17 protein-coding genes are annotated in these 19555 nt (G+C 64.3%); 10 read left to right on the forward strand and 7 right to left on the reverse strand.

The window, feature by feature from the left end; translation table 11 throughout:
• The first annotated feature begins 54 nt into the window (after window positions 1–54).
• The 6 genes from IEX72_RS10715 to IEX72_RS10740 all read left to right on the forward strand — a co-directional run bounded on the left by IEX72_RS10715 (window position 55) and on the right by IEX72_RS10740 (window position 7185).
• Complete coding sequence (locus tag IEX72_RS10715; RefSeq protein ID WP_188787384.1) at window positions 55–1515, forward strand: extracellular solute-binding protein; 1461 nt, start codon at window positions 55–57, stop codon at window positions 1513–1515.
• Between the two features lie 48 nt (window positions 1516–1563).
• Window positions 1564–2502 (forward strand): carbohydrate ABC transporter permease, encoded by a 939-nt coding sequence (locus tag IEX72_RS10720; RefSeq protein WP_188787385.1) that lies wholly within the window; start codon window positions 1564–1566, stop codon window positions 2500–2502.
• The gene (locus IEX72_RS10725) at window positions 2502–3377 is read left to right on the forward strand and encodes a carbohydrate ABC transporter permease (RefSeq protein ID WP_188787386.1); all 876 of its coding nucleotides are present in this window, start codon (window positions 2502–2504) and stop codon (window positions 3375–3377) included. Before IEX72_RS10720 ends, IEX72_RS10725 begins: the two co-directional genes overlap by 1 nt.
• An 82-nt stretch (window positions 3378–3459) precedes the next feature.
• Window positions 3460–4608 carry an ABC transporter ATP-binding protein gene (locus IEX72_RS10730; RefSeq protein ID WP_188787387.1) on the forward strand — a complete coding sequence of 383 codons (1149 nt, stop codon included), beginning with the start codon at window positions 3460–3462 and terminating at the stop codon, window positions 4606–4608.
• 147 nt (window positions 4609–4755) lie between these two features.
• Window positions 4756–5787 (forward strand): NAD(P)-dependent alcohol dehydrogenase, encoded by a 1032-nt coding sequence (locus tag IEX72_RS10735; protein WP_188787388.1) that lies wholly within the window; start codon window positions 4756–4758, stop codon window positions 5785–5787.
• 264 nt (window positions 5788–6051) lie between these two features.
• On the forward strand, window positions 6052–7185 hold the full coding sequence (locus IEX72_RS10740) for a PfkB family carbohydrate kinase (protein WP_188787389.1): 1134 nt from the start codon (window positions 6052–6054) through the stop codon (window positions 7183–7185).
• A 770-nt stretch (window positions 7186–7955) separates the two neighbouring features.
• On the opposite strand, the gene IEX72_RS10745 is transcribed toward IEX72_RS10740, so the two are convergent.
• Window positions 7956–9005, reverse strand: coding sequence for a transcription initiation factor IIB (locus IEX72_RS10745; RefSeq protein ID WP_188787390.1), 1050 nt, complete (start codon window positions 9003–9005; stop codon window positions 7956–7958).
• Window positions 9006–9310: 305 nt separating this feature from the next.
• On the opposite strand from IEX72_RS10745, the gene IEX72_RS10750 reads away from it, so the two are divergent.
• Together IEX72_RS10750 and IEX72_RS10755 are read left to right on the forward strand one after the other, a co-directional pair.
• Window positions 9311–10111, forward strand: a complete 801-nt coding sequence (locus IEX72_RS10750) for a helical backbone metal receptor (RefSeq protein WP_188787407.1) — start codon at window positions 9311–9313, stop codon at window positions 10109–10111.
• Window positions 10112–10197: 86 nt separating this feature from the next.
• Complete coding sequence (locus IEX72_RS10755; RefSeq protein WP_188787391.1) at window positions 10198–10725, forward strand: DUF84 family protein; 528 nt, start codon at window positions 10198–10200, stop codon at window positions 10723–10725.
• Between the two features lie 36 nt (window positions 10726–10761).
• Here the strand turns inward: IEX72_RS10755 and IEX72_RS10760 are convergent, their stop codons facing one another.
• Complete coding sequence (locus IEX72_RS10760; RefSeq protein WP_188787392.1) at window positions 10762–12618, reverse strand: flippase-like domain-containing protein; 1857 nt, start codon at window positions 12616–12618, stop codon at window positions 10762–10764.
• Window positions 12619–12903: 285 nt separating this feature from the next.
• Here IEX72_RS10760 and IEX72_RS10765 point away from each other — a divergent pair, with 285 nt between their 5' ends.
• Both IEX72_RS10765 and IEX72_RS10770 read left to right on the forward strand, forming a co-directional pair.
• Window positions 12904–13149: a DUF7123 family protein gene (locus IEX72_RS10765; protein WP_188787393.1), complete on the forward strand. Its 246-nt coding sequence runs from the start codon at window positions 12904–12906 to the stop codon at window positions 13147–13149.
• A gap of 65 nt (window positions 13150–13214) precedes the next feature.
• Window positions 13215–13721, forward strand: a complete 507-nt coding sequence (locus IEX72_RS10770; protein WP_188787394.1) for a hypothetical protein — start codon at window positions 13215–13217, stop codon at window positions 13719–13721.
• A 74-nt stretch (window positions 13722–13795) separates the two neighbouring features.
• Here the strand turns inward: IEX72_RS10770 and IEX72_RS10775 are convergent, their stop codons facing one another.
• From IEX72_RS10775 to IEX72_RS10795, 5 genes are all read right to left on the reverse strand, one after another.
• A complete protein-coding gene (locus tag IEX72_RS10775) occupies window positions 13796–14419 on the reverse strand; it encodes a winged helix-turn-helix transcriptional regulator (protein ID WP_188787395.1) in 624 nt (207 codons plus the stop codon).
• A 117-nt stretch (window positions 14420–14536) separates the two neighbouring features.
• Window positions 14537–15754: an SPFH domain-containing protein gene (locus IEX72_RS10780; RefSeq protein ID WP_188787396.1), complete on the reverse strand. Its 1218-nt coding sequence runs from the start codon at window positions 15752–15754 to the stop codon at window positions 14537–14539.
• A 70-nt stretch (window positions 15755–15824) separates the two neighbouring features.
• Window positions 15825–16991 (reverse strand): outer membrane protein assembly factor BamB family protein, encoded by a 1167-nt coding sequence (locus IEX72_RS10785; RefSeq protein WP_188787397.1) that lies wholly within the window; start codon window positions 16989–16991, stop codon window positions 15825–15827.
• A 75-nt stretch (window positions 16992–17066) separates the two neighbouring features.
• Window positions 17067–17720 carry an NfeD family protein gene (locus IEX72_RS10790; RefSeq protein ID WP_188787398.1) on the reverse strand — a complete coding sequence of 218 codons (654 nt, stop codon included), beginning with the start codon at window positions 17718–17720 and terminating at the stop codon, window positions 17067–17069.
• Window positions 17721–17744: 24 nt separating this feature from the next.
• On the reverse strand, window positions 17745–19526 hold the full coding sequence (locus tag IEX72_RS10795; RefSeq protein ID WP_188787399.1) for a sensor histidine kinase: 1782 nt from the start codon (window positions 19524–19526) through the stop codon (window positions 17745–17747).
• Window positions 19527–19555: the final 29 nt, after the last annotated feature.

Genomic DNA, 19555 nt, shown 5'->3' on the forward strand with positions numbered 1-19555 from the left:
GTGCCGTGACAAAGTTTTATATACAATCATTATTAATTCCCCAGCGGAGCACGTATGACAGACGATTACAAACGGCGGCAGTATTTAAAAGCGGCAGGCGTAACGGGATTAGGCGTCCTGAGCTCCCTCGCGGGTTGTACCCGCGGTGGCTCAGACGGTGACTCGGGCGGTGACTCAAGCGGTGGGTCCACCAGCGGTGGATCCACCACTGAGGGATCCGGCGGAGGAGACTCGGGATTCTCCGAGGACCTCCCCATCCCACTCAGCGAATACGATAGCGCGGACATCGAATGGCAGCAGTTCGAAGGCGATCAGATCAACATTGGCGCGGTCTCACACCCATGGGTTGACGCCATAAAACCCGCAATCCCCGTCTTCGAGGAACTCACCGGGATCGATGTCGTCTGGAACATTCTGCCGGAAAACCAGTTCCGGACGAAGCGCCAGACTGACGTCAGCACCGGTTCGGGACAGTTCGACGTCTTCTTCATGGACCAGGTCGTCAACCAGTTCCGTAACGAAGATTGGCTTCAGCCCCTCGATCCGTACATCAACGACGGCAGTATGTTCGACGAGAGCTGGTACGACATGGACGACCTGTTCGAGTCGTCGATCTGGCAGGCTCACGGCGGGGGCTACAGCGACACCTGGACCGGAATGCCGATCACGGTCGAGGTCCAGACACAGTACTACCGGCAAGACCTCTATGATAAACACGGCTTGGAGGTCCCGGAGACGTGGCAGCATCACCGTGAGAACGCCAAGGTCATCCACGAGGAGGAGTCCGACATCGTCGGGACTGCCGGTCGTGGGCTGAAGGGCTACGGGATGAATATCTACATCCTGAACACGCTCCTTCGCCAGGAGGGGTCCACACTCTGGACTGAGTTCCCGAACGACTCGGGGCTTGACACCCAGGGCGTCATCAAGGCAGCGGAGTATTACACCAGCCTGCTCCAGGACTATGGTCCGCAGGGCGCATCGAGTCAGGCGTGGTCAGACGTACAAACGACAATGCAGGAGGGCCGCACCGGTCATATCGTTGCCGATGCCAACCTGTTCTGGGGCGGCCTGACAAGCGATGAATCGAGTGTTCAAGACACCGTCCGAATCACGAAAGTACCCAAGCCCGAAGGCGGCGAGCTGAACCCCAACGCGTTTAATTGGCAGATTTCGACATCGCAGGCCGCCAGCAACTCCGAGCAGGCGTTCCTGTTCATGGTGTGGGCGACCTCGGAGCCGACCAACACCTGGATGCACACGGAGAACGGCGCCGTGTTCTCCGTGCGGCAGTCCGTCTGGGAGAACGACGACTTCATCTCACAAGTCGGCGAGGACTTCGCGCAGGTCTCGCTCGAATCGCTGCAGGTCTCGTCGCCGGACCCGTTCGACCGGAGATATCCCGAGTGGGGACAGCGGTACTCCGAGGAGCTCCAGAGAGCTATCGCGGGCCAGAAATCCGCCGAGGAGGCGATGACAGACGCAGCGGCAGCCGCCGAAGACATCTACAGCTGAGGCACAGACCGAATGATCGTACCGGGGTAATTTTTCAAATACGCGTCTATGAGCACACCAACAAAGACACAGACGGAAACGACCAACAGACAGGGGCTCGCCCGAGTCCGGGATCTGTGGAACGACTACCTGCCGTACTGGATGATAACACCGATGGTGGTGGTGATGGTGATGATCACCTTCTTTCCCGGTGCGTACGATCTGTACCTCAGCCTGATCGAAGAACCCACGGTAAACATCCTCGCGTCGGAGTTTGCCGGACTGGAGCACTACGAGACAGCGATCACCCGTGGTGGCGCGATCAACTCGTTCGCCATCACGGTCACCGTCGTTGTCAGTGCCCTGTTGCTCGAGAGTGTCATCGGTTTCTTTTTGGCTGCCTTCGTGACTGGAGTCGAATCCAGCCGGCTCAAGTCGTTCTACCGAGTTCTGTTCATCCTCCCGATGGCCGTCGCCCCCGTCTCACTGGCGACCATCGGCAGGATTATGTTGAACAGCGAGATCGGAGTCATTCCGTACGTGATCAACACGTTGACGCCGTTGACGGCGCCATCGTTCCTCTCGGACCTGCCACTGCTGACCGTGATCCTGCTGGATACGTGGAACTGGACGCCGTTCATGTTCATCATCTTCTACGCCGGCCTCTCGTCGGTGCCTGACACGCTGGTCGAGGCGTCGCGCGTCGATGGCGCACCGCTGTGGCGGCGCTACGTTCACGTCATCATCCCCTACATCAAGCCGGTGGTGTTCGTCGCCGTCCTCATCAGGATGATCGACCTGTTCCGGACGTTCGGCGTGGTGTACGGTCTGACCCAGGGCGGGCCGGGGACGGCCACCCAGCTAGTGAGCATCAACATTTACGAACAGATGTTCATCAACAACGCGCCGGGAGTTGCAGCCGCGATTGCAGTCGTCTACCTCGTCTTTGTCATCGCGATCGCGAACATCGTCATCGCAAAGGTCGGCTTCGAGGGGGTGTGGGACTGATGGCAACAGCAGACACCGAACCCGGGTCGTCACAGCGGTTCGAGAAGGGGACGCGTGAGACGCTCGTCACGGTTGCCCGCCACGCCGTTCTCCTCACGTGGTCGTTCCTCGTGTTGTTCCCGCTGTACTGGCTCGCATCTATGTCGCTGAAGCCCTCGGGGCAGGCGAACTCCCTCCCGCCGGACTGGATCTTCCTACCGACGGTATACAACTATCTCCAGCTCGTCCAGAGTTCGGATTTCGTGACGGCGTTCGCCAACAGCCTGCTTATGGTTGGGGCGTCGGTGGTTCTCGTCCTGCTGATCGGCGTGCCGGCGGCATACGTCCTCTCGCGGTACGACATCCCGAAAGAGAGGGACGTCCTCGTGTGGATCCTCTCGTCGCGGATGCTCCCGCCCATCGCCGTCGTCCTCCCGTTCTTCATTATCTTCCAGGAGTTCAACCTGTTCGACAGCAAGATCGGAATGGTCCTCATGTACGTCAGCATCAATCTCTCCCTGGTCGTGTGGGTGATGAAGGCGTTCTTCGATGGTATCCCCGAGACGCTGGAGGAAGCCGCACGCGTCGACGGCGCGACCCGCTTCCAGGGGTTCCTGAAGATCATCCTCCCGGCGGCCAAACCCGGCATCTTCTCGGTCGCGATCATCAGCTTCATCTTTGCGTGGATCGAACTGTTGTTCGGCCTCGTGCTGACGAGCTTCAATGCGGTGCCGGTGACGTTATTCGTGTACTCGTTCATCGGCTCGCGGTCGATCGAGTGGTCGATGCTCGCGGCGGCCTCGACGGCGATGATCATCCCCGTCGCCATCTTCCTCATAGCGGTGAACAAGTACCTCGCGGCGGGACTCAGCTTCGGCGTGGTGATCAAAGAATGAGAGACACTACCGACGACACGGACTGCTCGCAACGCGCACTTCCGTCACAGTCATTACCCAGCCACACCACGGGGGGAACAAAATGGCAGCCATCACGCTAGACAGCGTCACGAAGCGCTTCGGAGAGGGCGGAGACGCGATCCTCGCGGTCGACGACGTCTCTCTCGACATCAAAGACGGCGAGTTCGTGGTCTTCGTCGGGCCATCGGGGAGCGGCAAGTCGACGCTTATGCGTATTGTCGCCGGACTCGAAACCCAATCGGAGGGTGACGTCTACATCGGCGACACGCTCGTCAACCAGTTCGGGCCGCGCGCACGGGACATCGCGATGGTGTTCCAGAACTACGCGCTGTACCCGAATATGACCGTCGAGGAGAACATGTCGTTCGGGCTGAAAATGTCGACGGAGCTCTCGACGTCCGAGATCAAAACGAACGTGACTGAGACCGCCGAGATGATGGGCATCGGCGACTTACTCGACAACAAGCCCGGTGAGCTATCCGGCGGGCAACAACAACGCGTCGCGCTGGGTCGGGCCATCGTCCGCGACCCGAACGTGTTCCTGATGGACGAACCACTCTCCAACCTGGACGCGAAACTACGGACGACAATGCGTACCGAAATAAATCGTCTCCAGAACGACCTCGACGTGACGACGCTATACGTCACGCACGACCAGACCGAGGCGATGACGATGGGAGACCGGCTGGTTGTTCTCGACCACGGTGAGCTCCAGCAGGTCGGCACGCCGGTGGATTGTTTCTACCGTCCGGTAAACCAGTTCGTCGCGGGCTTCATTGGCTCGCCCTCGATGAACTTCTTCAACGGTCATATGGAAAACACAACGCTTCGAGCCGACGGGTTCGATTACGAACTCACTACACGGATGCAATCATCAGTCGGCGACACCGACGAGGTCGTGCTTGGCGCCCGTCCGGAGGACATCGTGCTCCGCGACGATCCGAACGTTGATTACGAGTTCGAGGCGGTTGTCGACGTCGTCGAGCCGATGGGGAGTATCGCCTACGTGTATCTCCGTCCGAAGGCACAGGAAATCGACCAGACGTTCGTCGTAGAGACTGACGGCAGGCGTCCGATCACTGAAGATGAGTATATCAAAGTAAAGATCCCGGACAAAGACGTCCACCTGTTCGATGGGGAAACCGGGCGGACGATCCACCAGCGGGAACTCGATTCGGAGGGACAAGTCGCGGTGAGCGAACAGAGGTAGTTCGCCGACAGCTCTATGCGACACCCGTTATCTCCCGCGAGTCGGGGTGTCCCTGCCCGCTTCCCGTGACGGCACTGACACGGCCGACCACGGCGGCTCCGTTCCGTCTGCCAAATTTATTAATACCTGTATGACACAGATTCTCATATGAGAACCGCGGTGCTGGTCGAACCACACCAGTTCGAGCTTCAAGACCGACCCCGACCATCGCCAGGCCCGGACGACGTCCTCGTCGCCGTACGAGAAGTGGGTATCTGCGGCTCCGACGTGCACTACTACGAACACGGTCGTATCGGGGACATTGTCGTCGAAGACCCGCTCGTCCTCGGTCACGAGAGTGCCGGGGAGGTGGTCGATACCGGTGAGAACGCCACCACACTCGAACCAGGTGACCGCGTGGCCCTCGAGCCCGGTGTCCCGTGTCGCCGATGCAGTCACTGTATGGAAGGTGACTACCACCTCTGTGAGGACGTCCGTTTCATGGCGACACCGCCCCACGACGGGTCCTTCAGCGAATACGTGTCCTGGCCGGCGGATTTTGCCTACAAACTGCCGACAACCGTCTCGACCACTGAGGGCGCCCTCTGTGAACCGCTTTCCGTCGGCATCCACGCCTGCCGTCGTGGCAACGTTGGCACGGGCGACACCGTACTCGTGACCGGTGCGGGGCCGATCGGATTGATGATGCTAGAAGCCGCCCGAGCGGCCGGCGCGACCGACATCATCCTGACCGACATCGTCGATGAGAAGCTCGCGTTCGCACGCGAACGGGGGGCCGATCTCGCGGTCAACGTCGCGGACGACGACCTGGAAGCGGCCGTCACCCGATATACTGACGACGGCGGAGCCGATGTCGTCATCGAGGCGTCCGGTGCAGTCTCGTCCATTCAATCCACGCTCGAGGTGGTCCACCGGGGGGGCACCGTCGTCTTGGTCGGACTCGCAAACGAGGCGACGGTCCCGTTCGACGTACTCGACATCATCGACAACGAACTCGACGTTCTCGGATCCTTCCGATACAAAAACACCTACTCCGCAGCCATCGACCTCCTGAGTGATGGCGCCGTTGATGTGGAAGGGATTGTCGAATTCGAATCCACGCTCGCGGATATCGACGACGCTTTCGAGCGAGCAATGGACCCGAGCGTCGTCAAGGGGCTGATTACCGTGGGGGAGTGAGGGTGTCGTAGCGCTTGCAACTGATCACTCGGCAGATCGCACGACCACGTGCGATCGGGTAGGTGGAGACCTGGAAACGCTACCGTAGAGCGGACCAATCGGTCGTGGTTCCGCGTCCCGGTTGGCCCGCTACGCACGGACTGGTCTCGTCCGGTGATACCCTCGACGGGACGTCAGACGGGACCGCTCGGACACGCTGTCGCGCCCGTTCGCTCCCCGGAGCACCACTACTCATTTAACGACTGGTCGTGTGGCTATCCGACAATGGCAGACAGAGAGCGCGCGAAGAGTGACACGAGAACGGCAGTCCGCTCCTGCCGCGAGCACTTCTCGACGGATCCGCAGGAACATACGGTCCTTTTCGGGTTTGACGGCATCATCGACACGGTCCGCGAGATGATCTCGGAGCGCGAAAGCAGGGATTCGGTGTCGCTCATCCGGGAACTGGATTCCCTGGGGAGGAGAATCACCGACTCCGTGGCGTCGGAGACGTCGGTCGCGATCGAGTGGATGGACTGCGGGACGCGAACCGGGGGACACGTGTGTCATCTCTCGCGTACGCTCGGTCGCTGGGGGCTTGACCCGCTCATGGTCGGAACGTTTGGGACTCCGATGGAGTCGGAGTTCGAGTCGGCCTTCGCCGAGTACACGACGCACTCGATCGGAGACCCCGGCACGACCGATGCAGTCGAGTTTGACGACGGAAAACTCCTCCTGACTGAGACCGGTGACTACCGGAAACTAGACTGGGACCTGCTGGACAAACGGCTGGGCCACGACCGACTCGCAACCCTCCTAGAGCAGGCTGACCTCTTCGGGATGGGGTACTGGTCGATGATTCCGGACATGCCCGGGATTCTGTCCGGACTCGCGGAGGACGTCTGGCCGACCCTCTCGGATCCGCCGGCGCACGTCGTTTTCGACCCGGCGGACATCCGCCACCTTCCGGATTCACAGCTCGTAGACGGGTTTGAAGCGTTGCAGACGTTGAACCGACAGGTTCCGGTGACACTCAGTGCGAACCGCGGTGAAACTGAAGAACTCGTTACGAGCGGTGGTGGATCGGTGGCGGGTGACTCAATGCTCGATCTTGCCACCGCCGCCCGCGACGTCGTCGGCGTCGATACGGTGGTGTCACACGGTGCACGTGCGTCAGCGATGACCAGTTCGGACGACCAAGCGTTGGTTGAGACACTCCACATCGAAGAGCCGGAGATCGTGACCAGTTCGGGCGACCATTTCAACGCCGGCGTCTGTCTCGGACTGTTGGAGGGATTCGACGCCGAAGCGACGACGGCACTCGGAAACGCGGTGGCTGGAGCCTTCATCAGGGTCGGCAGGTCTCCGACGCTCCCCGAAGTTGGGACGTTCCTCGGCGAGTACGCGAGGCAGATATAACCGACCTTCCGGTGTACTCGCACCCACCAGCGAGCCGTGTTCGGTCAGGCTGATAGGGTTTACTGTAAGGAACTACCGGTCAGCGACCGTACGGTCTGTCGCTGATCAGTAATCGACTACGGCAATCCGTGTGAGTCCATCCGAAATCGAACGATCTTGGCAACTCGCAAGGAGTTTTGTTTCGTCGCTGCTGAGACAATCATAAATTTGATAGTTTTCATTAACTTAAAATATATTAAATTTTTAGCGATCCGTATATCGTTTATAAGGAATGATTTTGGGCCGAAACGAATCCAATCACTACAGAAAGTTTAGAATCTGAATAGTATTTTGAAATGGTACTTTGCATAGGGAAACTCAATGTTGAGTATGAGTATCGGTCGTGGTGTTAGCTTTTGTCCCACACGGTCCACGTTGATATCGGTGAAAACGCCACAGATGCGATCGTTGTGGAGTACGTACGGTGGACACGCGCCACCGCTCGTTTCGACCCTTATTCGAAGACCGTCCCACAACCGTACGCGGTCACAATGGGTACTCTCGCCTTGTACCGCCGAGCGGTGTCAGCGGGGGTTTCGCTCGGCGGTGCACAGTGAGAGTAGCCGTTATCAGAGGTGCAGTCAGTTGCAGGCCTACGGTGGCCACTCCTTCCCGGATCCATCGTTTTGAACGAACGTAGGGCGGGTGAGCTGACGGTCGTACGTCGAGACGTAGCGGTCAGCACCGAATCGGACGAGGAACGACCGGAGAGTCCGTTACGGGACTCCGAATCAGGCGAGCCCGATGCTCTCTTCGGCTTCCAACAGCTCGTGGTACCGGTTCCGGATCGTGACCTCGGAGATGTCAGCGACCTCGCTCACCGCGGCCTGGGTCGTCTTTTCGTTGGTCAAAAGCGCGGCGGCGTAGACCGCGGCCGCGGCGAGGCCGACCGGCGACTTTCCGGAGTGGACGCCCTTCTCCTTGGCGTTCTTCAGCAGTTGGCGCGCGCGAAGCTTCGCCTCGTCGGAGAGGCCGAGCTCCGAGGCGAAGCGAGGGACGTACTGCTCGGGATCGGCGGGCTTGACCTCCAGAGAGAGCTCCCGCGCGATGTATCGATAGGTGCGCGCGATCTCGCTTTTCGGAACGCGGGAGACTTCCGCGATCTCGTCGAGTGAGCGCGGAACGCCAGCCATTCGAGCAGCGGCGTAGACACACGAGGTCGCGACGCCCTCGATGGAGCGACCGGGCAGGAGGTCCTCATCGAGCGCGCGACGGTAGATCACGGAGGCAGTTTCCCGAACGTTCTCGGGGAGGCCGAGCGCGGAGGCCATGCGGTCGATCTCGCCGAGCGCCTGTTTGAGGTTCCGTTCTTTCGAGTCGCGGGTCCGGAACCGCTCGTTCCACTTCCGGAGCCGCTGCATCTTCTGGCGCTGGTTCGACGACAGGGAGTTGCCGTAGGCGTCGCGGTCGCGCCAGTCGATGTTGGTCGACAGCCCCTTGTCGTGCATCGTGTTCGTGGTCGGCGCACCGACCCGGGACTTCTGATCTTTCTCCTTGGAGTCGAACGCGCGCCACTCCGGGCCGCGGTCGACGGAGTCTTCGGTGATGACGAGGCCGCAGTCCGCACAGATGGTCTCACCGTGCTCATCGTCGGTGACGACGTTACCGCTGCACTCCGGACAGACGAGTTCCTCGTCTGTGGTCTGTTCGTCTTCCTGTTCAGTCTCCTCGCCGGGGCGAACCCACCGCTGGCCGACCGAGTCACCGCTTCGACCGTCGTCTCTCTGCGATTCGTCTCTCGTGCTCGCGTTCACGCGAGTGTACGTGCTCTTCTCGCTCATCAGTATACAACGAATGCGCCGGCCCCGGGATCGGAAGTACTGGGCCGGTGCGGTCCGTACGATTCTCACCGAGGGAGAATATAAAAACGGTTCGGAATCGGTCTCCCGAATCCAGCACACAGCCCGTATTCTGGCCGTCTATGTGGAACGACTGTGATAGTATATATACGTCGGTCGCGGGGCCGCGGCGGCGGGCGCCAGCCGCCGAAACGCACTTATCGACGCCCGGGGTGAACACGAGTATGCATCCGTCTGACGCTTCCCCACCCGGGGCGTCCGGCCACAAGGCGGGCGACCGGGAGCGGATGACGACAGGGACACCCGTGTCGGGGGCCGGCACCCCCACCCGGATCGTCTCGCTCGCACCGAGCGCGACGGCAACCCTGTCGGCGATGGGCGCCGGCGACGCGGTGGTCGGCGTTACGGTCCACTGTGGGCTGGACCGCCCACCGGTCGGCGGGTGGCTGAACCCCGACTACGACCGACTGGCCGATCTCGATCCCGACCTGGTCTACACCGCCGACCCGCTGCAGGCCGACGTGCGAGACGACCTCCGCGACCGCGGCTACGACGTCTGCCACGTCGAACCCGCGACGCTCGATGGGGTCGTCGACTCCTTCGAGACGGTGGGACGCGCGGCCGGCCGGCCCGACGCGGGAACGCGGCTCGCCGCCGACGCACGCGACCGGCTGGCCGCAGTTCGGGAGCGGGTGGCGGACGGGTCGGAGCGGACAGACGGGACGAGTGGGACGGACGCCGACCCCCGGCCGGTCGTCTACTGCGAGGAGTGGGGCGACCCGCCTATGGCGGCGGGCAACTGGGTGCCCGACGCGGTCGCCGCCGCCGGCGGCCGGCACCCGTTCTGCGACCCCGGCGATCGCTCTCGGGAGGTCACGGAGGCCCGCGTCGCGGCCGCAGACCCCGACCACGTCGTGGTCCACCACTGCGGTCACGGCGACCGCGCGGATCCCGACATCCTCGCCGAACGGGGCTGGGACCTCGACGCCTCGGTTCACGTCCTCGACGACGACCTCCTGAACCAGCCCAGCCCCGCGCTGTTGGACGGCATCGAGACGCTCGCGGAACTGTTCGACGGCGACGAGTAACTCCCACGCCGACCCCGCGCCCGGCCGCCACGTCGCCGCCGATCGAACCGAAAACGGTTCCTCACCCGAGTTCCCGACTCCGGGGTATGCGAGTCGCAGTCGGCAGCGGCAACCCTGTGAAACGCGACGCAACCGGTCGGATCTTCAGCGAGGCCGAAGTCGTCGTCGAGCCGGTCCCCTCCGGCGTCTCCGAACAGCCGATCGGACGCGGAGAGACCAAACGCGGCGCCCGAACCCGCGCCGAGCGAGCGCTGGAGTCGGGCGGATACGACCTCGGAGTGGGGCTGGAGGGTGGCGTTACCGCCGTGGACCCCGGCGAGACGAGCGACGCTGGGGCTGCCGACCGGTACCTGATAATGTGGGCGGCGGTAACCGACGGCGACAGGTGGGGCGTCGGCGGCGGCCCCAGCTACCCGCTGCCCGAATCCATCGCGGCCCGGATCGGTGACGGCGAGGAGCTCGGCCCGGTGATGGACGACGTGCTCGGGGCGTCGAACGTCGCCGAGAACCAGGGCGCGGCGGGCGCGCTCACCGCCGGCCGGACCACCCGAACCGACGCGTTGGCGACGGCAGTAGCGGCGGCCTCGGGGCCGTTCCTGACGGATCTCTACTGACCCCAGTGCTCACCGGGGTTCGCACCGGTGCCGGAGCTAATCGAGTTCGGGCGCCTCGTCACCCCGATCGCGGACCCCGCGGCTCTCCTTGACAGCGGTCGTCAACGAGACGTTCAGACCGACCATCGAGGCGTACCCGCCGATGACGGTCACGAGGTTCTTGACCGCGTGATCCAGCACCGCCGCGCCGAGCGCGAGCTCCGGGCCGAGCGGCGTCAGCCCCACGACCAGGAGCGTGAACGCCCCCTCGTAGAGCCCGACGCCGCCGGGCGACAACGGGAGCACCTTCGCGAGGTTGCCGACGCTGACCGCGAAGAAACTCACCGCGACGAGTTCGACCGCGCCCAGTCCCGGCGCGAACGCCGCGAGCACCAGCAACGCGGTCACCACGTCCAGCGTCCACACGACGGCGCTCACTGTCCCGACCCGGCCGAACCCGCGGCGGGTCCCGGCCACCGCTTGGAGGTCGTCGACGAACCGTTCGATCACGCCGACCACGAAGTCGGCGTAGGAGTCGGTGCTCACCCGGTAGACCGCGGCCGCGACGAGATCGCGATCACGCCGCGCCGAGAGCGCGATGGCGGCCGCGGCGGCGACCGCGGCGAGGCCAACCCCCGTTGCGACCACGACTGCCACGCGGCCCGCGCCCTCCGCGCCGACGACTGTCCGGGCGAGTTCCGCCGTCCGGCCGGTCACGGTGTACCCGATGAGGACGGCCCCGGCCATCGAGGCGATCGTGAGCAGATCGAACACTCGCTCGGCCGCCAGCGACGCAAAGCCCGTCGGGTAGGGGATTCCGCGGCGCGCTTTCACCACGTACGCCCTGATGAGGTCGCCCGCTCGGGCGGGAAACACCAAGTTCCCCGTCTGGCTGATGAACACCGCACCGGTCAGGAAGCCAACGTGTTCGTGGTGGCCGAGTTCCGCGAGGATGTCGCGGTACCGGAGGCCCCGGAGCGGCCACGACAGGAGATACACCACCGTTGCGGCCCCGACCAGCACGGGGTCGGCCTCGCGCATCTCCGCGAGCACGGCCCCGAAATCGAGATACCGGGTCATCAAGAACAGAGCCACGACCGCGAGCACCGCGCCCGCGACGAGGCCCACCCGCTGGGAGAGCCGGGGGCGAACCGACAGTTGCCACCACGTCCGGAGGATCTGACTCCCCATCCCGAGGACGTCGCGGACAAGGTCGACCTTCGTATCGCCTTTCGGGGTCCACTCGACCGGGAACTCCACCACCTCGTACCCGCCGCGTTGTGCGCGGACGAGGAGTTCGGTATCCCAGAACCAGTGGGCGTCCGCGATGTCGGCTTCGAGCGAGTCGAACGCGTCTCTGCTGATCGCTTTGAATCCGCACTGGTGATCTTGGAGGTCCGACCGGAGGAAGACACGGACCAAGCCGTTGTAGATCCGGCTGGGAACGCCGCGCTTCGCCGGCCGGTCGGCGACGTTCTCCGGGAGCCACCGGGAGCCGGTCGCGACGTCCGCACTGCCCGACTCGACCCGGGTAACCAGCTCTTCGAGGTGGCGCATATCCGTCGCGAGGTCGGTGTCGAAATAGACCAGGGTGTCGCCGCTGGCAGCCCTGAACGCGGCCTCTAAGGCGCCACCCCGGCCGAGCCGCTCGTCGCTGTGGAGGTGGCGGACGCGGTCGTCGCCGGCCGCGAGCCGGTCCGCGATCTCCGGGGTCCGGTCGTCGCAGCCGTCCTCCGCGACGATCACCTCGAAGGTTCCGGGGTCGAGGAACGACCCGAGGCGCCGAAGCGTCGTTGCTATTGTCGACTCGATGGTGTCGGCCTCGTTGTACGCCGGGAGGACGACACTCACGGAGACCGCAGATTCGACGTCGGGATCGGTGGTGGAAGGACTGCCGGGCCGAGGACCATCCATCGATCCCTTATGTGACTCCGGCGAGTATGAACGTTCTGATACTGTCGGTTATAACTACGTGAAGATTTTCGACACCCGGGGTGTCGAAATACGTCACGCGACTATAGCCGACAGTATGACTCGTGGGAGGTGGGGCGGGACCGGGGCGAGTCGGGTTCGGCGACCGTACCTCACGCGGCGTGCTCGGCCGACCACGCGACGGTTTCATCGGGAAAATCGCAGTACCGCGCGGTGTTAGCCACCCGTACCAAACCCCTCATACCGCCCGGAGGCGTGTGCCGTCGTATGAGCACGACGACCACCGCGGCGTCCGGGACGGATCTCAACGAGAAACAGCGCCGAATCCTCCGGTACCTCCGAACTCACGCCGATGACCGGACCTACTTCAAATCCAGGCTGATCGCCGAAGAGGTCGGACTCTCCGCGAAGGAGGTGGGCGCGAACATGCGTGCCCTGCTCAACGGCGACGTAGGCATCACCGTCGAAAAGTGGGGCTACTCGTCGGGAACGACCTGGAAAGTGACGCTGTAGCGGCTGAACCCGCCTGGGCCGCGAAACACAGGCTTGTGAGTGCGTGGTCACAAATTCGCTCATCAATGACCGACCCGACGACAACGCGCCGACGGCTGCTCGAAGGCGCGGGCGTGGGCGGCGGCACCCTGCTCGCGGGGTGCACGGACCAGCTCAACCTCGGTAGCGGCGACGGCTCCGGAGCCGACGCGGCACAGACCGACGGCGACGGGGCGAATGTCGACGGCGTCGGCGCCATCGCTACCGTCGATCAGGAAGCTCTCCAACGGGAACGGCTCAGAATACGGGAGGAACTCCAGAACGGCAACATCTCCCGGGAAGAGGCACAGGAACAGGCCACAGACCTCCAAGAGGAGTTCATCAGCGACGCCGTTTCCGCGCTCGCGGAAACAGCGAAAGCGACGGACGGTGTCGACGTCGCCGATGAGTACGCCACGCTCGGCGCGGTTGTCCTGACCGGTGAGGCCGCCCCCATCATCGGCCTGCTGGACTCCGCGGCGGTGAGGGCGCTCGTGTCGCGGTCCGATGTCGAGGAGCAAGCAGAGACCGCAACGCCGACCGAGTCGGCGTGACATCCCCACCGGCCTGGAGTGCGAGGCGTTCGGATTGCAGTCTCCGTACGCCGCCGCGAACCGGCACGGTCGCTTCAGGGATCGTACTGCAGCAGTTCGTCGGCGCCGTCGGCAACGGCGACCGCTTCGGGACCCAGTGAGTCCGCATACCTGACCACAAGCGTCAGGACCGTCTCCGGTCGCTCGACGGTGTAGCCGTCGTCACGGGAAAGCACCCCCGCCTCGTCGAGGTCGCCCGCGTACCCGCTGACAGTCGGCCGCGAGACGTCTAGGCTGGCCGCGAGCTCCGACCCCGTCGCATCCGGGGTCGCGAGGAGCTCGAGCAGCATCCCCCGCGGGGTCGTCCGCCGGAGGTATCCCAGCGCAACCTGCTCGAACTCGGAGAATCGGCCGGCGATAAAGAAGCGCTTGTAATCGCCGTCGCGACGGAAGGCGACAGCGCCGTCGTCAACCAGCCGGCGGAGGTGATGCTGCGTTTCACCCGTCCCCAAACCGAGATCGTCGCGAACCTTCGAGAAGTGGGCGCCGGGGGTCGACGCCACGTACCCCCGGATCGCCTCGCGGGTGTCCGTGGTCTCCGCGTCGGCGGCGGCCGCGGACCCGACGCCGCCGAGTCCCGCGAGCGGCGCCGCCGCTCCCAGCGCGGCGAAGCGCCGGAGGGTCGACCGCTTCTCTTGGTCGATGTCGCGGTCCGACATCCGGATACGCTTTGTTGGATCGAATCGGACAAAAACGCTTCGTTCCCGCGGACTCATACCAGGGAACGGGACGGGGGGCCGGGAAGCTGGGGTGGAAGCGCACGCCTGCGCCGGTCGTCACTCCGTTTCGGTCTCGACGGCGCGTTCGTCGTCCGCCTCGTCGGTGCTGTTGCCTGCGACTTCGTTGTCGGTGTCGGTCCCCGGCGTCGCGTCGGCATCGGGGACGGTTGTCTCGTCGGCCCCGACGTCGTCAACGACCTCATCAGGGCTCTGGATGTCGACGCCGCCGCCCTGTTTGATCGCCTCGGCCTCCTGTTCGAGTTCTTCGACGTCCATCTCGGTTGCGGCGTCGATCTGCCCGAGGATCTCCTCGATGTTGTCGAGTCCCAGCAGCTCGCGGGTCTCCGACTCGAACTCCAGGCTATCGAGCCCGGCGGACTCTTGGACGTCGGAGTCGGTCAGCTGCCGGCCGTACCGCCCGAGCAGGCTGGTGAGCTCCTGCGGGAGCACGAACGTCGTCGACTCACCCTGCCCGATGGTCTCTAAGCTCTCCATTCCCTTCTCGATGATCGCGCGCTCGCCCATCGATTCGGCGGATTTCGCACGGAGCACCGTGGAGATCGAATCACCTTGCGCTTCCAGGATCTGGCTCTGCTTTTCACCCTGCGCACGGATGATGTTGGACTGCTTTTCACCTTCGGCCTCCTCAACCGCGGAACGGCGTTCACCCTGCGCCTCCAGGATCATAGCCCGCCGACGGCGCTCGGCGGAGGTCTGCTGCTCCATCGCCTGCTGGACGTCCTTCGAGGGGTTGACCTCGCGGACTTCGACGCTCTCGACGCGGACGCCCCACTCGTCTGTGGGTTCGTCGAGTTCCCGGCGGATCCGACCGTTGATCTCCTGGCGCTTGTTGAGCGTGTCGTCGAGTTCCATGTCGCCGATGACCGCGCGCAACGTGGTCTGGGCGAGGTTCGAGACTGCGCGCTTGTAGTCGTCGACTTCGAGGAACGCCTTCTTGGCGTCCATCACCTTGATGTAGACGACCGCGTCGGCGGTCACGGGCGAGTTGTCCCGCGTGATCGCTTCCTGGCGGGGCACGTCGAGGGTCTGTGTCCGCATGTCGAACGGGTACGTCCGTGAGACGAACGGGGGGATGAAGTTGATCCCCGGCTCCAGAAGCTTCCGGTACTCGCCGAAGACCGTCAGCGTCTTTTTTTCGTAGGCGTCGACGATCTCGACCATCTGGTAGACGGTGACGACCGCGAGGAGGAGCGCCAGGAGCCCGACCGTCGGGATCCCGAGCCCGAGCTGTAACGAAACGGGACCAAATGCCATACGCCATATTGGAGTGTCGCGGTCATAAGGGTTGGCCCGGGGATGCAACGCCGTAGCGACGAGGCGACAGCTACGGGACGTCGTACGCGAGCAGCGGTTCGAGCCCGACCAGGAGAGTCCGATCGATACTCGCGAGTGGTGCGAGCGGTAGCCCCTCCGACGGGAGCGTGGCCTCGGCGAGCCGGTCGCCGGAGTCGAAATCGAACATCCGCAGCTGGTGGAATTTGTCGAGAGCGAAGACGTAGTTGTCGACGACCGCGGGTCGGTCAGTGTAGGCGTCCATCTCGCCCCACCACCGCTGTTCGCCGTCGTACCCGACATCGAAAATGCCCGCTTCGCCGTTGGCGAGAATCCCGTCGGACGTGAAGCGCAGATCGCTGACCGACCCGCGGAGCGTGGCCTCCCACGTGAGTTCGTGTTCCGAACCGGTGAGTCGGTATCGGTAGACGTTGCTGGAGGTGGCGACGAAGAGGTCGCCGTCGCGAACGTACCCCGACCCGTACAGGTGTTCGTCGTACGACGCGACTGCCGACCGCGAATCGAGCGCGTAGAGGTCGATGAAATTGAACGTCCCGATATACAGGTTATTTCCGACTCGGCCGATCGATTCGATCGGGGATCTGAGTCCCGTGTACTCGATGGTGTCGACCACGTCGCCGGACCCGCGGTCGAGGACGTACACGACGTACTCGTCGTCGGTCTCGGGCGTGTCACCCCGATTGGCGCAGATGACGTACTGGTCCGTGACCAGCGGCTTCGTGGTCCAGGAATCGTACCGTCCGCCGGTGAAGTTCCACAGCGGTGTCCCGCTCGACCGCTCGACCGCGGTGAGTTGGCCGCCGTACCCGCGTGCGAAAATCGTCGACTCGGTCACCGACAGCGAGTCGCGTTTGAACTTCCCGAGTTGGTCGGTCTCCCACTCGATCGTTCCGTCGGGTTGCACCGCGAGGAGTTGCTTCGAGACCCACGTCGAGAGGTAGAACGTCCCGTCGTAGGTCACGATGTCGCTGCCGTATTTGTCAAGCGTCCAACTCTCGCGAGCGTCGAACGACGAGGACGGCGTCCCGCTCTGCGCGGCCGTCGCGTCGGGAGCGGTTCCGGTGTCGGGGGCGTCCGTCGATCGTGGTGTCGGCGTGTCAGCCGTGGACTCAGTCAGCCGGAGACAGCCACCGACGCCGCCGATAGCGCCCAGCGAGGCGCCCTGGAGGAACCTTCGGCGGCTGACGTGCTCGGACATGTGCGCAGAAGCCGCCGGCGACATAATAGCTGTTGTGAAAGAAGGACAGCGTTCGACGCCTGCGTCCGGCGGTTTTCAGGCGCGCTCCGTCTCGGATTCGATGTCTGGCTCTCCGTCTCCGGTTCCGTCCTCGGGGTCGCCGGTCTCCTCCTCGCTCGCCTCGGTCGCACGGCCGTCCGCTCTATCAGTCTCCTCGTCCCGGCCGCGTGCGAGCTCCCGGTCGATGTCGTCGTACGCGGCCGACACTGACTCCACAGTCACGACGTTGCCGCCGCCGGGATCGATCACCAGCACCTCGGTCCCCTCCGGGATCTCGCCGTCAACCGACCGCGCGGAGTACAGCGGGTTGAACCCGCCGTTGTCGAGTTTGACCTCGCCCTCAGTTGGGGTGACCCGCTCTGTCACTCGGCCGGCCCGCCCGCGGAGGCTGGTGGAGTCGCTGGTTCGGCCGGCGCCCTTCCCGCCGTAGACGTCGAACTCGCGGTAGCCGTAGATCGCGAGCGCCCCGAAGACCAACACGAACACGCCGAGGACGATGGGCGACGCCAAGGGGCCGAGCAGCAGCCCCACCAGCCCGGCGGCCAAGAGCGCAACCCCGAGCACGATGAAGTGAGCGCCCGGCGCGAGCGCTTCAAGAACGCTGAGTCCGAGCCCGGCGGCAACGAGGACGAGCGGCAGCGTCCCCGGCGGAAGGGAGAGCTGGATGGCGACCAGGGACGGTTCGAACATATCACGCGTAGGGCTGTCGGAGGATTAAGGGTTGTCACCGTGAGTCGGGGGGTGTGTCCCGTCCACCGGTTCCGCCGGGTCCCCGTCGTTCCCGACAGCCGGTAGGGTCACCCGTACGGTGGTGCCGTCGTCGGCGGTGTCGAACTCGACCGTCCCGCCCAGGGAGGCCACGCCCCACTTCACGATCCACAACCCCAGCCCGCTGCCGTGTTCCAACGCCGTCTCCTCGGTGGCGCCGAGCACCTCGAGTTCGTGGTCGGGGATCCCAGGGCCGTCGTCCGCAACCTCGAAGCACACGCCGCTGTCGACGTCGACCGCGCGGACGGTCACGACCGGCGTGTCGGCGTCGGTGTGTTCCACCCCGTCGTCAGGTGAAACCTGACTGCTAGTGGAACTGTGTTCCACCCCGTTCTCGAGGAGGTTCTCGAAGACGACCGCGAGCACTGCTGCGTCGGTCCGAACCGAGAGGTCCGCCGGCACCTCGATCCGGATCTCCGCGTCCGTGTCTACGAGGAGGTCCGCACGGATGTCTTCGAGTACGGGGCGGATCGCGAGGGTGGTGGTGCCGCCCGCGTCGGTCCCCATCGTGTCCTCGATGCTCCGGGCCTTCTCACCCAGTTCGACCACGCCCGCGGTCGTCCGGGCCGCGGTCTCCAGCATATCCCGCACGTCCGGGTCGTCGACCCGATCGACGCCGAGGTCGAGATACCCCTGGACGACGTTCAGGTCGTTCCGGAGGTTGTGGCGCAACACCCTGTTGAGCACCGCGAGCCGCTGCTCGCGTCGGCGCTCAGCGGTGATGTCCTGCAACACCACCGAGTTGCCGACCACTGTGCCCCCGGCAGTTTCGAGCGGTGCGGTGGTGACGGTGTAGGTCCGCTCTACCCCGTCGACCGTCCGGGCGGTGGTCTCCCCGCTCGCCGTCGGGTCGATCTCCGGGGCGTACGCAGAGAACTGCCCGCCAAGGGCTGCGCCGGCCGGGAGCCCCAGCACGCGCGTGGCCTCGTCGTTACAGTCGATGAGCCGCCCGCCGGCGTCGACGATGGCCACCGGGGTCCCGAGGGTGTCGATCGCGGCGCGGTCGGCGATCCGGCGGGCCGCGGGGACCATGTCGAACATGTCCCGCGAGAAGAACGCGTACATGTCGAACGCCAGGTGGATCGGGAAGAGCAGGGGCGTCAGGTTCAGCGGCGGTGCAGATCCGACCTCCGCGAGCCACAGGAGGAACGGAAGCCCGGGGAAGATCGGCGAGATCGCGATTGCCGCCGCCTGCGTCCGATAGAGGGGACCGTAGCTGAACACCGTCTCAGCCAGCAGGAACGACGCGACCCCGATCATCGCGACGAACCCCGCGGCGTTCACGAACAGCCACGGCTGGTGGGCGTAGGTCACCGTCGCCAGCCCGAAGACGGGGTCGATCCGGTAGCCGGTCCACGCGATCCCGTGGATCGGATTGGTGACGACCACGAGGGTGTGGAGGACCTGGAACCCGACGACTGCCCCCATCGCCTTCGAGCGCAGCAGTTCGCTCCGACCGGTGTACTCCAACGCGAACGCGAGGAAGAACACGCCGATGAAGTTGATAGCGAGCCAGATCGGAACCTCGAACGCATACCGCAGCCTCGGATCGAAGACGAACAGCGCGACGCCGTAGGAAAGCGCCCACAACGCCTCACAACCGATCGTCGCGACGAAGAAGCGCCCCCCGAGCCGGTCCCGGTACGGCCAGAGGAACCACACGAACCCGACCGAAACGACCCCGGAGGCAATCGACGCGAACGCGAGCCACGGGAGCGACTGGAGCACGGGTGGCCGGTGAGATGTCCTTCACCGAC

Source organism: Halobellus salinus (assembly GCF_014646875.1).
GTDB classification, from domain to species: Archaea; Halobacteriota; Halobacteria; order Halobacteriales; family Haloferacaceae; genus Haloquadratum; species Haloquadratum salinum.

Coding starts and splice junctions, on each gene's coding strand:
- IEX72_RS10730 (WP_188787387.1), top strand. CDS start 3,460: ATGGCAGCCATCACGCTAGACAGCGTCACGAAGCGCTTCGGAGAGGGC.
- IEX72_RS10740 (WP_188787389.1), top strand. CDS start 6,052: ATGGCAGACAGAGAGCGCGCGAAGAGTGACACGAGAACGGCAGTCCGC.
- IEX72_RS10720 (WP_188787385.1), top strand. CDS start 1,564: ATGAGCACACCAACAAAGACACAGACGGAAACGACCAACAGACAGGGG.
- IEX72_RS10745 (WP_188787390.1), bottom strand. CDS start 9,005: ATGAGCGAGAAGAGCACGTACACTCGCGTGAACGCGAGCACGAGAGAC.
- IEX72_RS10765 (WP_188787393.1), top strand. CDS start 12,904: ATGAGCACGACGACCACCGCGGCGTCCGGGACGGATCTCAACGAGAAA.
- IEX72_RS10715 (WP_188787384.1), top strand. CDS start 55: ATGACAGACGATTACAAACGGCGGCAGTATTTAAAAGCGGCAGGCGTA.
- IEX72_RS10780 (WP_188787396.1), bottom strand. CDS start 15,754: ATGGCATTTGGTCCCGTTTCGTTACAGCTCGGGCTCGGGATCCCGACG.
- IEX72_RS10760 (WP_188787392.1), bottom strand. CDS start 12,618: ATGGATGGTCCTCGGCCCGGCAGTCCTTCCACCACCGATCCCGACGTC.
- IEX72_RS10770 (WP_188787394.1), top strand. CDS start 13,215: ATGACCGACCCGACGACAACGCGCCGACGGCTGCTCGAAGGCGCGGGC.
- IEX72_RS10790 (WP_188787398.1), bottom strand. CDS start 17,720: ATGTTCGAACCGTCCCTGGTCGCCATCCAGCTCTCCCTTCCGCCGGGG.
- IEX72_RS10785 (WP_188787397.1), bottom strand. CDS start 16,991: ATGTCCGAGCACGTCAGCCGCCGAAGGTTCCTCCAGGGCGCCTCGCTG.
- IEX72_RS10755 (WP_188787391.1), top strand. CDS start 10,198: ATGCGAGTCGCAGTCGGCAGCGGCAACCCTGTGAAACGCGACGCAACC.
- IEX72_RS10735 (WP_188787388.1), top strand. CDS start 4,756: ATGAGAACCGCGGTGCTGGTCGAACCACACCAGTTCGAGCTTCAAGAC.
- IEX72_RS10750 (WP_188787407.1), top strand. CDS start 9,311: ATGACGACAGGGACACCCGTGTCGGGGGCCGGCACCCCCACCCGGATC.
- IEX72_RS10775 (WP_188787395.1), bottom strand. CDS start 14,419: ATGTCGGACCGCGACATCGACCAAGAGAAGCGGTCGACCCTCCGGCGC.
- IEX72_RS10725 (WP_188787386.1), top strand. CDS start 2,502: ATGGCAACAGCAGACACCGAACCCGGGTCGTCACAGCGGTTCGAGAAG.